At 60.2% G+C, this 13,223-nt stretch carries 15 protein-coding genes, 1 other RNA gene and 1 pseudogene; 8 read left to right on the top strand and 9 right to left on the bottom strand.

The features are described 5' to 3' along the window. Window positions 1-755: 755 nt before the first annotated feature. The 3 genes and pseudogenes from ACQY39_RS14575 to ACQY39_RS14565 form a co-directional block, all read right to left on the bottom strand. On the bottom strand, window positions 756-1,520 hold the full coding sequence (locus ACQY39_RS14575) for a FecR family protein (RefSeq protein ID WP_428510821.1): 765 nt from the start codon (window positions 1,518-1,520) through the stop codon (window positions 756-758). Between the two features lie 117 nt (window positions 1,521-1,637). Next, window positions 1,638-1,733: pseudogene (locus ACQY39_RS14570) on the bottom strand (FecR/PupR family sigma factor regulator); the annotation flags it as partial. A 128-nt stretch (window positions 1,734-1,861) separates the two neighbouring features. Further along, window positions 1,862-2,419 (bottom strand): RNA polymerase sigma factor, encoded by a 558-nt coding sequence (locus ACQY39_RS14565; protein ID WP_428507389.1) that lies wholly within the window; start codon window positions 2,417-2,419, stop codon window positions 1,862-1,864. A gap of 232 nt (window positions 2,420-2,651) precedes the next feature. On the opposite strand from ACQY39_RS14565, the gene ACQY39_RS14560 reads away from it, so the two are divergent. Further along, window positions 2,652-2,912 carry a helix-turn-helix domain-containing protein gene (locus ACQY39_RS14560; protein WP_428507387.1) on the top strand — a complete coding sequence of 87 codons (261 nt, stop codon included), beginning with the start codon at window positions 2,652-2,654 and terminating at the stop codon, window positions 2,910-2,912. Window positions 2,913-3,607: 695 nt separating this feature from the next. On the opposite strand, the gene ACQY39_RS14555 is transcribed toward ACQY39_RS14560, so the two are convergent. Continuing rightward, entirely contained in the window at window positions 3,608-4,705 is a 1,098-nt protein-coding gene (locus ACQY39_RS14555) for a hypothetical protein (RefSeq protein ID WP_428507385.1), read from the bottom strand. Between the two features lie 10 nt (window positions 4,706-4,715). Then, window positions 4,716-4,961: a hypothetical protein gene (locus ACQY39_RS14550; RefSeq protein WP_428507383.1), complete on the bottom strand. Its 246-nt coding sequence runs from the start codon at window positions 4,959-4,961 to the stop codon at window positions 4,716-4,718. A gap of 131 nt (window positions 4,962-5,092) precedes the next feature. On the opposite strand from ACQY39_RS14550, the gene ACQY39_RS14545 reads away from it, so the two are divergent. The 7 genes from ACQY39_RS14545 to ACQY39_RS14515 all read left to right on the top strand — a co-directional run bounded on the left by ACQY39_RS14545 (window position 5,093) and on the right by ACQY39_RS14515 (window position 9,454). Continuing rightward, window positions 5,093-5,596: a toll/interleukin-1 receptor domain-containing protein gene (locus ACQY39_RS14545; RefSeq protein WP_428507381.1), complete on the top strand. Its 504-nt coding sequence runs from the start codon at window positions 5,093-5,095 to the stop codon at window positions 5,594-5,596. Between the two features lie 11 nt (window positions 5,597-5,607). Then, entirely contained in the window at window positions 5,608-6,744 is a 1,137-nt protein-coding gene (locus ACQY39_RS14540; RefSeq protein ID WP_428507379.1) for a toll/interleukin-1 receptor domain-containing protein, read from the top strand. Window positions 6,745-6,746: 2 nt separating this feature from the next. Then, window positions 6,747-7,376 carry a hypothetical protein gene (locus ACQY39_RS14535; protein WP_428507377.1) on the top strand — a complete coding sequence of 210 codons (630 nt, stop codon included), beginning with the start codon at window positions 6,747-6,749 and terminating at the stop codon, window positions 7,374-7,376. Further along, complete coding sequence (locus tag ACQY39_RS14530) at window positions 7,351-7,833, top strand: TIR domain-containing protein (RefSeq protein WP_428507375.1); 483 nt, start codon at window positions 7,351-7,353, stop codon at window positions 7,831-7,833. Before ACQY39_RS14535 ends, ACQY39_RS14530 begins: the two co-directional genes overlap by 26 nt. A gap of 21 nt (window positions 7,834-7,854) precedes the next feature. Next, window positions 7,855-8,265, top strand: a complete 411-nt coding sequence (locus ACQY39_RS14525; protein ID WP_428507373.1) for a hypothetical protein — start codon at window positions 7,855-7,857, stop codon at window positions 8,263-8,265. Window positions 8,266-8,387: 122 nt separating this feature from the next. After that, window positions 8,388-8,837: a TIR domain-containing protein gene (locus ACQY39_RS14520; protein ID WP_428507371.1), complete on the top strand. Its 450-nt coding sequence runs from the start codon at window positions 8,388-8,390 to the stop codon at window positions 8,835-8,837. Window positions 8,838-8,848: 11 nt separating this feature from the next. Continuing rightward, a complete protein-coding gene (locus tag ACQY39_RS14515) occupies window positions 8,849-9,454 on the top strand; it encodes a TIR domain-containing protein (protein ID WP_428507369.1) in 606 nt (201 codons plus the stop codon). A gap of 446 nt (window positions 9,455-9,900) precedes the next feature. Here ACQY39_RS14515 and ACQY39_RS14510 read toward each other — a convergent pair whose 3' ends face one another. The 4 genes from ACQY39_RS14510 to ubiG all read right to left on the bottom strand — a co-directional run bounded on the left by ACQY39_RS14510 (window position 9,901) and on the right by ubiG (window position 13,166). After that, entirely contained in the window at window positions 9,901-11,199 is a 1,299-nt protein-coding gene (locus ACQY39_RS14510) for a tyrosine-type recombinase/integrase (protein ID WP_428507367.1), read from the bottom strand. 182 nt (window positions 11,200-11,381) lie between these two features. After that, window positions 11,382-11,753, bottom strand: a transfer-messenger RNA (tmRNA) gene (gene ssrA, locus ACQY39_RS14505). 13 nt (window positions 11,754-11,766) lie between these two features. Then, window positions 11,767-12,456 carry a phosphoglycolate phosphatase gene (gene gph / locus ACQY39_RS14500; protein WP_428507365.1) on the bottom strand — a complete coding sequence of 230 codons (690 nt, stop codon included), beginning with the start codon at window positions 12,454-12,456 and terminating at the stop codon, window positions 11,767-11,769. A gap of 8 nt (window positions 12,457-12,464) precedes the next feature. After that, window positions 12,465-13,166, bottom strand: coding sequence for a bifunctional 2-polyprenyl-6-hydroxyphenol methylase/3-demethylubiquinol 3-O-methyltransferase UbiG (ubiG, locus tag ACQY39_RS14495; protein WP_428507363.1), 702 nt, complete (start codon window positions 13,164-13,166; stop codon window positions 12,465-12,467). Window positions 13,167-13,223 lie beyond the last annotated feature (57 nt).

Here is a 13,223-nt window from a genome sequence, read left to right as displayed (position 1 = left end):
ACGGCGCACGTCGAGCCAAATGCCGGAGGCGGAAGCAGTGAGTCAAGGTGCTGAAATGGCGTCTGACATCAAACCGCAACAAAGTAGCTGAACGGAACAAACTCAGTACTCCTGCCCAGCAGGTTGGCGTGATGGCTACACGGCGGAAGAGCACTGTGAACGCATGCCCCAACTGGCGCCATTCGATACTCGTCTGCCAAAACCTCATCCCATCACGGCATGCGTGAAGGCAAGAGTGGCATCCAAATGCTGGCGCCCCGCCTATCCTGCACTCAGTTTTTCTACTGTTCTTGGTCTTCAAAGGTGTGGCTAGGCGCTGAAATTCAGGCCCAAATCACCGACGATTCCTAACTTTCCGAGCACGCGGTGAGCCTGATCGCTAGCCAACCGACAGCAACCTGGCGGATGTGGACCGAAACCGGGCCATATCCGGACCGTATCCGGACCAAAACCGGACCGTAAGCGAACCGTATCCGGACCGTATCCGGACCAAAAGCGGACCATATCCGGACCGCATCCGAACCCTTTTGAGCCCAGTGCACGAGTGACGCCCCGGGCGCGACATCAAGTCGGCAGGAACGGGCTCCGGCGGCCCGGCATCGGGCGTGGCGGGTGTCAGCGGTGCCGGTCTGGCCAAAGGCCTGTCCGGCACGGGGGCGCGTTCATGCACCGCATGAAGGCAGTGAAGCCCCCGCCCGCTGGCACGGGAACGGGCCGCCTCTCCCCTGCCCTGCTGCTGCACCAGCAGCATCGTTTCAGCGGGGAGCCAACTCCAAACGATCAGATTGCTCTCTGACGTCCAAGCCATACAGCGCCCCCACCGCACGCGCAAAGCTCGCACTGTCGCCGGTCCTGAACAGGCCACTGACTCGCAGCGCCTTGAGCCTGTCGGCATCGACCATCACGATGGGCTTCGAGCTATAGCGGTTCATCTCGGCCACGGCCTCATTGAGAGTGACATCGTCAAACGAGGCCTCTCCACGTGTCCAGGCCACAGCTCGGTCCAGGCCTGCCCCTTCAACTCGCACCTTGGAGACCCCTGAAGCGGCCATTGCGCCATCAACGCGCACACGCTCCCCAGCAGTCATCACGACCGGACCAGCCCCCGCCGCTGCGGCCACCTGGCCTGACTGCGGCCGCAAGACAACCTGCCCCTCGATCAAGGTCACTTCGAGCGAGGTGCTGACCTCCTGACTGCTCGGCTGCAAGCGCACGAGAAACGCAGTTCCCGTCGCTTTGACCTCAGTCCCACCCGCCGTCACCAGAAAGGGTCGGCTGGTGTCCTTGACCACTTCGAACAGCGCCTCCCCAGCCTCGACTTCAACGAGCCGCTGAGAGGAACTCAGACGTGCCCGAACTTTGGTGGCGGTGTTCAGAGACATGCGACTGCCGTCCTGCAGCATCACCACCCGGTGCTCCCCCACTCCCGTGGCGTACACCTCTCCAGTGCGCCATGACTGCAGCGCCAAAACCAGCAGGGAGGCCAGCACCAGGAAAACCCCTACCAAGGCCCGCTGCATAGGCCTGGTGACCCTCACACTTTGTGGTGGAACCCCTTTTGCACTGCTCAAGGTGTTGGCATACGCACTGAGACTGAGATTCGCAACCTCCTGCCATGTCTCTGTGCACCGCTCGAATGCAAGCCGATGCGAGGGTGACCGGGCCTGCCAAGCCAAGCACTCGCGCACCATAGCTGGCGTGCGGCAGGGGCCATGCAAACGGGCGATCCACACAGCAGCTTCGGCAGCGATGTCAGGCGACACCAACGGCGGAGCCTGATGCTCGGCTTCTGCAGCCCGCTCATCTCGCCCACTGTACAAACGCGCCGCCCCGCCCGGCTCCGCCTCAAACTCAGTGACCACTACCAACCTTCCATCCAGCTTGCCAGCTGCAGGGTAGCCTTGGCGACATGCTTCTCCACGGTGCTGATGCTCAGGCCTTGATTCTGGGCAATCTTTTGGTAAGTCAAACCATCGATCCGGTGTGACAGAAAAATGTCCCGGGTCTTATCAGTCAAGCGCCCTAACCCAAGGCTTAAACGCGCCATGCGCTCCCGAGCCAGCACGATCGCCTCAGTGCCAGGAGCGGTGTCAAGCAGGACCACCTCATCCACCATCAGTTGTTCGCCATGACTAACGCTGGCTCGGTGGGCATCAATGGACAGGTTCAACGCAGTCCGCATCAAGAAGGCTTCCGGTGCATCCACCACCCGCTCGCGCTCGTAGCAAGCCAGGCGCACCCAGGCCTCTTGCACGAGGTCATCCGCGTCGTCGCCCGATCGCCCACGGCGAATCAGTGCAGCGCGGACGCGTTTGAAGGCAGTATGAAAACTTGAATTCACAGCGGTGTGCCCCGTCTCTTCTGTATTGCTATGGAGTCCATAGAGCTGGACCTGAAAACCACTGAGCGATTCATGCACCCGAACGCAACATGCGCGTCACCACCTTGCGGTTGAGTGACTACGTCTCTCGGTAGGCGCCTGCTCGCGATCAATCGCCACAGTCCGTGCGGTTTGAACATCACAGGCCACCGCTAGCTACGCAGCATTTGGCCCCACAAGTACTCATGACCCGCCTGATATTCCAACCATAGTTGGAGGACAAAATAATAGCAAATCAGCCCAATCTCTCCAACGATAGTTGGAGATTTCCTTGGAATTGGCGATCATTTTTGGGCGAGTCTTGCGAGACCTCCGCAAACAAGCCGGACTGACCCAGGAGCAACTCGGCTTTGAAGCGGAACTAGAACGGAACTACATAAGCATGCTCGAGAGAGGCGAGAGGCAGCCGACCTTGACGACTTTGATGAAGCTAGCCAAGCCCCTGCGCCGCAGGGCCTCCCAGATCGTTGTGCTGGTCGAGGCAGAGGCGGCGAAATCGAAAGCCGATTCGCCTACTACCCCGAATGCCTAAGAGACGGTCCGCTTGATTGCCATGACGATCAGCTACGGGCATGTCGGCATCTGCGGTTTGAACTCCAGCAAGGAAGTTCTCCATCGGTTTGAAGCGCCTAAAGAAAAAGCGGCTTGAACCAACGTTGTCTGCTTTGCTCCGCCGCCCATCCTGCACGTTTCACGTGAGGGTTGTTGTCTTCTCCTCAATGCTGTCGTTCGCTTTCAGCCGCGCAGCAAACGACTCTCGACTAAAAGAAGTCGCTCGGCCCATGGCGTCAGTGGTCTCTCGTCGATGCTCGACACAGGACTGCATCCAACCCTTCGCCATAGTCCCGCCCGCTTGCAACCACCACCCCATATGCGACGATCGGTCGTCAATCTTCGGTGGCTGCAATTCGCCCAATGCGGAGGCCCACTGAACTTCAGCAATAGGCTGATCTGAGACATTGGCATGGCGATGTCGGAGCGGCAGCATCCACAAAAACCGGTCACTGCGCGCTTCTGGCCCCACCCGGCGGCTCGCCCTCGGAATCGGTCAATCGCCCTTCAGCGCAAGGGTTCTGCCGGCGCGAACCTAGTTCTGTCTCCGCAAAGCTGGCGCTTGGGGAGCGGCTGCGAAGTGAGGTGCCCAGCAACGGCGTGCGCGACCCCATGCATGGCGCCACTGGCGACCGCCTGTTGCTGCGGCACCAGGGATGCGACCGACTCGTCTGCCTAGTCCACCTCAATCGCAAACTGTAGGTCCTCCCAGAACTGCTTCTTCCAATTGACCTTGACGACAATGCCTTCCCGGGCCTCGATCGAGAAGTTGTCCGAACCGTCATAGTTTGGCCGCTGCACGATGGCCAGCTGTCGGATGCTCCCGTTGCTTCTCCTGGTAAGAAAGCAATGGCAGGTCCAGGGCGTCTGCTGCACCACCATTGCCGGCGTCGGCCGGAACGATGGGTCGGTGCGTCCGTATATCGGACTGATTGAGTGGACTTGTAGGTCTCCCGCGACAAACGTCGTTCCCTCTTTCCAGACAAGCTTCTGGCTTCTAAAGACCAGGACGTCATCGAAGTAGTTCGTCGTAATGATGTGACTCGGCCTGGAAAAGCCGTTCGCGTCAGGGTCCTTGCCCTCCCACAGCACGTAGGTGACGCCGAGGTCCTTGGTGAACCGCTCGCCGTTGAACACTGCAACCTCATACAGACCGCCGAAGTACTGGAGCAGCTGAGCGTCATGCGCCTCTTCCATGCGGAGGTGAACCCCAGCGATTTGCAGGCCCAGCTCATAGGCCTTCTCGGCCGGGTGCACTGCAGAATCGTCCTGGCGCAGTCTCGTTCTGCGGCTGGTACTGAGGAATTTCGCGATGGTATTCGCGCCGGAGCCGGCTAGCGTCACGGGTGTTCCGTCGAGCATGGTGGCCTCGCAGCTGGGGTCAAACGCAAAGCGCTCGAAGCCCGCGTCCGTGCGAAGCAGGCCGAGTAGGCTGGTGCCCAGGTTGCGCGTGTCGACATTCATGTTGTCGAGGAAGTGCCGGATGCTAGCTGGCGTCAGCCGCTCCGACGACGCCAGACTGCGCAGGTCGTGGATCGCCATCCGGGCGCCGAGCTGGCTGCCCGCCCAGCCGACGACGCACTCGTCGGACACGATGACCAGCTTCTGCGCGAGGCCGGTGATTGACCAACCGGAGCCTTCGGGGAAGAAATTGGTTACGTCTCCAATCGACGGGATACCAATCTTTCGATCCGTCCGCTCCGGGCCGGACACCAGCATGTCGCCGAAGGCCATCGGATGATCAGGGAAGCCAAAGGTCGCGATGACGGTCATGGCGGCGAGGTCACTTCTTGATGAACACGCACTCGTAGTTCACCACCGGGGTCGACTTCCCGCCGTTACCCTGGATGCCGGCCTGCATACGAGCTTGACCGACTACCGAGATCGCGCGGCTCGCGATGGTTTGAGCGGCAGCTTCGCAAATTGCCTTGGAGCTGAAACCACCCAGAGTAGACAGCGACACGTCGCGGACTTCACCAGGCGTACCGCTGGTGATGTTTATCGCCAAGACTAGAACCCACTCACCCATTCCAGCCTCCCGGTTTGTGTTGTTGACAGCGATTCTGCCCGGCCCAAGCTTGTATCTCTGGCCAGCGTGTCTCCGCATTGACTGCACGCAAACATTTCGTTACTGTGTCTACAGGGATAGGATAAAAAACAATGGCAATCGCTCAATCAGAACTGATGCGGGCCGGTCAACGGCGGCCGCTTCTCAAATCGCAAGTTCGTGCCGCCTTGCAAAAGACGGCCTTTCTGTGCCACAGCCACCGTGACGACAAGCTCGCTGAGGGGTTGCAAGCATTGCTCGCAGAACAGGGTGTCGAGCTCTACATCGACTGGAAGGACGCGTCGATGCCGTCCGAGCCCAATCGAGAAACGGCGTCACGCATCCAGCACCGCATCAAGACATGCGACTGGTTCCTGTTTCTGGCCACCGCCAACTCCATGGCCTCGCGCTGGTGCCCCTGGGAGTTGGGCTATGCCGATGGCCAAAAGCAGCAGGACCGTATCGCCATCGTCCAGACATCCGATTCAACGACAACACATGGCAACGAGTACATGCAGCTATACCGCCGTGTCGACACGTCCAGCGCCGGTGAACTGCTCTGGGTGCCGGCGGGCAGCCACCACGGGCAGTTCGTGCGCACCGTGCCGTTCCTGTGAGGGTGCGGTCCATGGCGCTCTATCAATGCCTGCTACTGGGTTCACCGACCGACCCACAGACATCTGCCTTCTCGGCGACGTTTGACGAATGCCTCGGCTTGTTTGGCTTGCTGCGCGGCCGCGACTACACGATCGACCGCGGCATCAACGCCGACTTCAGCGATACGACAGCCACAGTGGCCGTCTTCTTCGGTGCCGACGGCGCTGAGTACCCTGAAGCGGCCCGGCTGACCAAGTTGGGTGTGCCCGTGGTGCCCATCGTCAGCGCGGCCGCCCGCGTCAGCGCCGAGTTGCCAGCGGAGTTGTGCAAAATCAATGCGATGTTCCATGACCCCGCTGATGCAGGCCTAAGTCGGGTCGTCACGGCTGCATTGCAGTGTCTAGGATTGCTGCCAGCCCAGCGGCGTGTCTTCGTCAGCTATCGCCGTGAGGAGTCGGCCGACGTCGCCCTGCAGCTCTACGAGGCGCTATCTGCGCGTCATTTCGATGTATTCCTGGACACGCACTCAGTCTCCGTGGCCGCCGACTTCCAAGCTGCACTCTGGCATCGGTTGTGCGATTCTGATGTGCTGGTCATGCTCGACACCCCGGGCTACTTCACCAGCCGGTGGACCACAGCCGAGTGGGGGCGGGCTATCGCCAAGCACATCTCCATGCTTCAGTTGGTTTGGCCTGGCCATACGCCTGTGCGCGAGTCACACCTGGCCACGTGCAAAAAGTTGACCGAAGCCGACTTCAATGGCGCACGTCTCGCGTCAGGGGTGGTAGCGGATGTCGCACTCGAGCTCGAGCGTGTGCGAAGCGTCAGCGTGGCGCTGCGGCACTCCAACATGGTCGGTACGCTGCGAACCGCCATCCAGGACTTGGGCGGCAGCGTCGAAGGCGTAGGCCAGAAGCGCTCCGTCATCCTGAAGCTGCCCTCTGGCAACTCACTTGTGGCCTACCCGGTCGTTGGCGTGCCGACGTCGGTCGATGTCCACGACTGCATTGACCTGAGCGACTCGCGCGCTGCGGCTGTGGTCTACGACCATCTCGGTATCAGCGAGGAATGGCGGCGCCACCTGGACTGGCTCGCTTCCCGTGTTGGTGCGGTCAAATGGCTGCGAAGCCGAGAGGTGGATTGGCAGTTGGCCGACATCGAGCAGTAGCCGTGGGCGCGATCTTTTTATCAGCTAGCGTGCCGACGCGCGAGCCGTACAGCTCGGACTGTCGGCCACAGGAGATCCAGGCAGCCGTCAACGCGCTGGCGCAGGTAGTGCTGGGTCGCAAGAAGTTGGTTTGGGGCGGCCACCCGGCGATCACGCCGTTGTTGTGGTGTGCTGCCCAGGCCGTTGGCGTCGAGTACACAGTGGCGGTCGAACTCTTTCAGTCGCGGCTGTTCCAGAAGGTGCTGCCCGCCGAGAACAGGCACTTTGCCAATGTGACGCTGGTTGACGCTGTCGGCGAGGACGTGGAAGCGAGCTTGCTGGAGATGCGCAAGGCCATGTTCATGTCCACCGACTTTGAGGCGGCGGTTTTCATCGGCGGCATGCACGGCATCCTGGATGAGCACAAGCTGTTCAGGCAGTACTGGCCCAACGCCACCTGCATCCCTATCGCTCAGACCGGTGGCGCGACCGTGCAGCTGGCCGCAGATCTCAACTATCAGGTCCCTGATGATCTGGCGCCACTGGACTTCGTCGCGCTGCTGTACGGCGGGCTGGGCATTCGTCCTAGCCAAAAGCGAGAAGCGCACGTAAACCAAGGAGGAGACGATGGCACGAGTTCCGGTGTTCTATAGCTTTCACTTCGACAACGACGTCATGCGGGTCCAACAGATCCGGCAAATGGGCATGATCGACGGCGACGAGCCCGTATCTCCGAACGACTGGGAGACGGTCAAGCGTCGCGGCTCTGCGGCGGTCGAGCGCTGGATCGATGACAACATGAAATACAAGCGCTGCGTGGTCGTGCTGATAGGCACCGAGACTCACACGCGGCCTTGGATTCAGCATGAGATCCGCAAGGCCTGGACGGACAACCGCGGCCTGCTGGGAATCCACATCCACAACCTGAACTGTCCTCGGCAGGGCACCTGCTCCAAGGGCACGAACCCGTTCGACCAGTTCACTTTTCGTGACGGCAATAACAACATCGTGCGGCCGCCGGTCTACGACCCGCCCGCCTACGGCACCTACAACCATATCAAGGACCACTTGGCGGCCTGGGTCGATGACGCCGTAGCTCGCCGCAGGTAGGCCCATCAAGCCCGGCACGCTATGTCCGACATCTCCAACAAGCACAAGCATCTCGAGTTCATCCAGGCGTCAATCGGCCGGATGTCGGGCAACCTGTTTTTGCTCAAAGGCTGGAGCATCACCCTGATCGCTGCGCTGTTCGCGCTGGCCGCCAAGGACACCAACAAGGCCTACATCGTGGTGGCCTATTTCCCGCTGTTCATCTTCTGGTTCTTGGACGGCTACTTCCTCTCGATGGAGAGGCGCTTCCGGTCGCTGTACGAGCACGTGCGGCAACTCAAGGAGGATGAGATCGACTTCTCGATGAATACCGAGCCGTACAAGAACGACCCACGAAATCAATGGATCTCGGCATTGTTTTCCCGAACCTTGTTCCCGTACTACGTTACTTTGGCCCTCCTGATGATCCTGCTGTCGTTCTTCTTGCGCTAGGTGACGGATCTTTATCGAGGGCCTTGGTCGCTGGGCGACCCTCAAGTCGGTTCGAGAGGGGACCCTCAGTTGGAAAAGCTGCACCCATTCCTAGAAGAATTTTTCGTCCAGAGGAGAGTCAGATGGCACGACGTACGTTTTTCAGTTTTCACCACGGCCGCGACAACTGGCGGGTTGGCCAGGTGCGCAACAGCTGGGTCGTTGGCAAGGATCGCGAGGCCGCGGGCTTCTGGGACGCCGCGGAATGGGAAAAGGTGAAGCTGCAGACTCCGGACAAAATCCGGAAGTGGATCGACGAACAGCTCGTCGGATCTTCGGTCACCGTGGTCCTCATCGGCAACGAGACCTCCACTCGGCCGTATGTGAAGTACGAGATCGAGCAGAGCGTCGCGCGGGGCAACGGCTTGCTGGGGGTCTATATCCACAACATGAAAGACGCGGAAAGCAAGACCGACACAAAGGGCTCCAATCCGCTTCCCGCTGGCTATGAGACCTACGACTGGGTCAATGACGATGGCCGGAACAACATCGGGGCATGGATTGAAGCCGCTGCGAAGGCCGCGGGGCGTTGATCTGATCGGTGATGGGGCGCTGCAAGGGCAAGAACCAGAGAGATCAGCGCTGCTTGCGGCCAGCTTCGGCCAATAGCAGCTACTGCGCATCACATGCTTCTCAAGGCGTAAGCAAGGACGCCTGGACCTACGGCATAGGCGCTGCCCTGGGCCACATGGTGGCGCCCGGCGTCGGTGGCGCCATTGCCGGCGCCGCTGCCAGCAAGTTCTTCTCTTGGCTCGCCGAATCAGATGGAACGCGACCACCCCGCGTTTTTGTCAGTTTCGACTTCGACAACGATCAGCAGCTCAAGCATCTGCTGATCGGCCAGACCAAGCGAAAGAACCTGCCGTTCTCGGTGGTCGACGGTTCCTTGAAAGAGGCTGCTCCAGAGCCGCGTTGGAAGGAAGCGGCGCTGAAGGAGATCCATCAATGCGACGTGGTCGTCGTCTTGCTTGGGCGTTATACGCATAGGGCGCCTGGCGTGCTGGCCGAGGTGGCGATGGCTCGGGCGGAAGGCAAGCCCATCGTGCAGCTCATCGGAAGCCGAGCGAGTGGCTACACCCGAGTGAAGGGTGGCGGCCGGGTCTTGGCCTGGACGCAGGGCAACCTCACGAGACTCTTCGGCGATTGCTAAAGTTCGCAAGGCCGGTTGTGACTTAAATGCACGGACGGCTCGTCCCAGCCAAAACCGGTCCTTCAAGACTCCGGCCAGCCTGCGTCCGATGTCTGCAGTGGGCTCATCTCCGGACGCAAGCCACTCGGCACCGACCGACCGCAACCACTGCGTAGCGGTAGCTGATGCCCAGTTACACGGCTCCGCGCAGAACGCAGCCAAATGCCATCGCCAGAAAAAATGCTGATGCCGCGAGGCTAAAAACTTCCAGCAAAAGCCCCCAACAGCCAACCGCCGGTTTACCCATTGGTTTACCCATTGAGCGGAACCGCTGCCGGAAAAGAAAAACGGGTTAGCCGCTTTCGCTGCTAACCCGTTGATTTACTTCAATAAAATGGTCGGAACGGTGGGATTCGAACTCACGACCCCTTGCACCCCATCAACAGATCGAGTTGAGCCACCCGCGCTCAGGCCGCGCCATTACTCCGCAGCGGCAACACATCCGCACCTTTGCGGATCTTGTCGAGATAGTTCGCCCATGACTGCATCATCTTCCTACGTTGATCAAGGAATTGAGTGCGGTTGTATGCCCGCCCTAGAGAATCAGATACCGCGTGCGCGAGTTGAGCCTCGATGATCTCAGCGGCGACATTGAGTCGCTCGGCGATCATCGTCCGCGCCGTGGCCCTGAAGCCATGCGCCGTCATCTCATCGTTGCCGTAGCCCAGCCTGCGCAGAGCACTGCGCACCGTGTTGTCACTCATGCATCGCTGCCGCGTCGTCAGCGCCGGAAACACAAACCGGCCTGTACCCGTGATCTGATGCAGTTCCCGTAGGATTCGCAGCGACTGCGACGCCAAGGGAACGATGTGAGGCGGCCCGGCCGCCTTGTCTGCCTTGCTGCGCTTCATCGTCACCGCTGGCACCGTCAAAGTTGCACCTTCAAAGTCGATCCACGCCCACTCCATGTGTCGCATCTCACCAGGGCGCAACAAGAGCAAAGGCGATAAAAGCAAGGCAGCTCGGGTGACGGGCTGCCCGGTGTAAGCGTCGATGTCGCGCATCAGCTTTCCGACCAACTTCGGCTCCGTGATCGCTGCATGGTGGCTGACCTGAACCGGTTTCAGCGCATCCTGAAGGTCGGCCGCCGGGTTTCGTCGGCACACCCCCGTCGCGATTCCATACCGAAAGACTTGGCCGCAAGCATGCTTGATCCGGTGCGCTGTCTCGATCGCACCGCGCGCCTCAACCCGCCGCAGGCACTGAAGGAGTTCCGGTGGCTCAATCTCCCCTATTGGGCGCCTGCCGATCCACGGAAAGGCATCCTGCTCAAGCCGAATCTGAGTGCGCTTGGCATGCCCCTCACTGACCTTAGCCTGGTGAACCGTATCCAGCCATTCGCGGGCGACGGCCTCGAACGATCCGATTGCAGGCAAACCGGCTTCGCCACGCAACTCCGCATCGCGCTGACGCGAGGCCTCGACCTTGGCCTCCGTCCGCGCCTCACTGGGGTCCACGCCCTGCGCCACCAGGCGCCGCGCTTCGTCAGCCTTCTGCCGAGCCAGCGCCAAGCCGGTATCCGGATACGTGCCCAGGCTCAGCGTCTTGCGACGTCCCTGGAAGCTGTAGTCCAGGCGCCAGCCATGCGAGCCGCCGCGAACAAAAAGAAGCAGATACAGGCTGTCACCATCGCCCAGACGCTTGCGGGGATCACCCGGCTTGATGGTCCGGATCGACAGATCAGAGGGGATCAGGTTGCGAGCCATACAGTAACTCCTGACGCACATCGCGTGCTTTTTTCAGGTTACTGTAAAAGTTACTGTATTACCAATCGGAAGTTGAGGGACATCACGAGATGCCTTGGGCAAAAGAAAAAGGCCTAAGTGCTTGATTCACTTAGGCCTTTTGGATTTTTCGGGCCCGTCTTGGACGTCCTGAAATCATTAAATGGTGGAGCCGGGGGGAATTGAACCCCCGTCCGCAAGCCATCACCGGGCAGTTCTACATGCGTAGCCGTCTGATTTGAATCTCACGGTCAGTTCGCGCAGCGGCACGCTAACTTTCCCGCCAGTCACTAAATCTTGTTGCCTGCCGAGTGACCCGGCGGACAACCAGCCAATGTGAATGACTTCTCAGCTTTCAACCTTGCGGCTTGAGCCCGGCCCATTGGCCAACCGTTGAGAAGCTCACGCGCAATTAAGCGGCGAGTGCGAACGTAGAGTCGTTTGCAGTTACTTTGTTTCCAGTGGTTTTACGAGCGGACTGGTGCTCGGCATGCCCTACTCCGGATCCGCACCCACGTCGAAACCTGGTCGGCCCCAGAGCCTTGTATTTTAGGCCAGGCCAAGCACTTGCAAGAGCTCGATCGGCGAATTTAGAACAATATCTGCATTCCAGGCCTCGACCGGCTCGCCCTGACCGAGATAGCCCCAGGCTGCAGCCACCGTACGCATGCCTGCAGCGCGACCCGCCACGATGTCTCGCTCGTCGTCGCCCACATAGATACAAGCATGGGCGGCAATGCCACCGCGCCGCGCCGCTTCGAGCAAGGGCGCAGGGTGAGGCTTGGCATGAGGCGTACTGTCTCCACCCACCACCGCCAGTGCGCGATGCTTCAAGCCCAGAGCTTCGGTCAAAGGCAGCGCGAATCGCTCGGCCTTGTTGGTCACCACACCCCAGGCGAAACCGGCCGCCGACAGGCTTTGCAGCAGCTCATTCACCTGATCAAACAAGGCAGTTTCCTGCGTCAGCCGTGCCTGATATCGATCCAGAAACTCAACCTTCAGCGCTTCAAAATCAGCATCTTGCGGCGAAACACTCAAGCCCACCGCCAACATGCCTCGAGCGCCAGCCCCCACCATGGGCCGCAAAGCCGTCAATGGCAGGGGTGCCATGTGCCGAGCCAGACGCATTTCATTGAGCGCCCCAGCAAGATCTGGCGCACTGTCGACCAAAGTGCCATCGAGATCAAACAAGACCGCCTTCGCCCCCAGCCAAGGAAGGTCCGAACGACGATTGACCATGCAGGCACTCATGAAGACTTGCGGCAAGCCAACATGTAATTGACGCTGGTGTCCGCGCTCAGGCTGTATCGCTGATTGAGCGGGTTGTAACCCAGGCCACGGCTTGCCTGAAGGTCCAATCCCGCATCACGACAAAACTGCGCCAACTCCGAGGGCCGCAAAAAGCGTGCGTACTCGTGCGTGCCGGCAGGAAGCATCTTGAGGACGTACTCCGCCCCAACAATGGCCTGGACAAAAGACTTGGCATTGCGATTCAGTGTGGACAAGAACACCCAGCCGCCTGGCTTGACCAGATCCGCACAAGCCTGAACCACGGAGGCTGGATCGGGCACATGCTCCAGCATTTCCATGCACGTCACCACATCGAAACTGGCCGGTCGCTCCAGGGCCAGCGCCTCGACCGCAATCTCGCGATAGTCAACGCCTTCGGTTCCAGCCTCCATCGCGTGCAACTGTGCCACTTTGAGGGCTTTGGTGGCCAGATCGATACCGAGCGCCTTGGCACCCCGGCGAGCCATGGAATCGGTCAAGATACCGCCGCCGCAACCGACATCCAGCACCTGTTTGCCAGCCAAGGGGCTATAGGACGAAATCCAATCCAATCGCAGCGGGTTGATCTGGTGAAGCGGCTTGAATTCACTTTCGGTATCCCACCAGTGATGGGCTAGGTCACCAAACTTGGCAAGCTCTTGAGGGTCGGCATTGATCATGACGCAGATGGTAGCAACAAAGAACCACCGGCAGCTTGACGGGCACAAACCAAGCCG

The organism is Roseateles sp. (assembly GCF_965262435.1).
In the GTDB taxonomy this organism is placed as follows: Bacteria; Pseudomonadota; Gammaproteobacteria; order Burkholderiales; family Burkholderiaceae_C; genus Paucibacter_A.
Note: the sequence above shows the minus strand (reverse complement) of the source record. Positions and strands in the feature narration are given on the sequence as shown.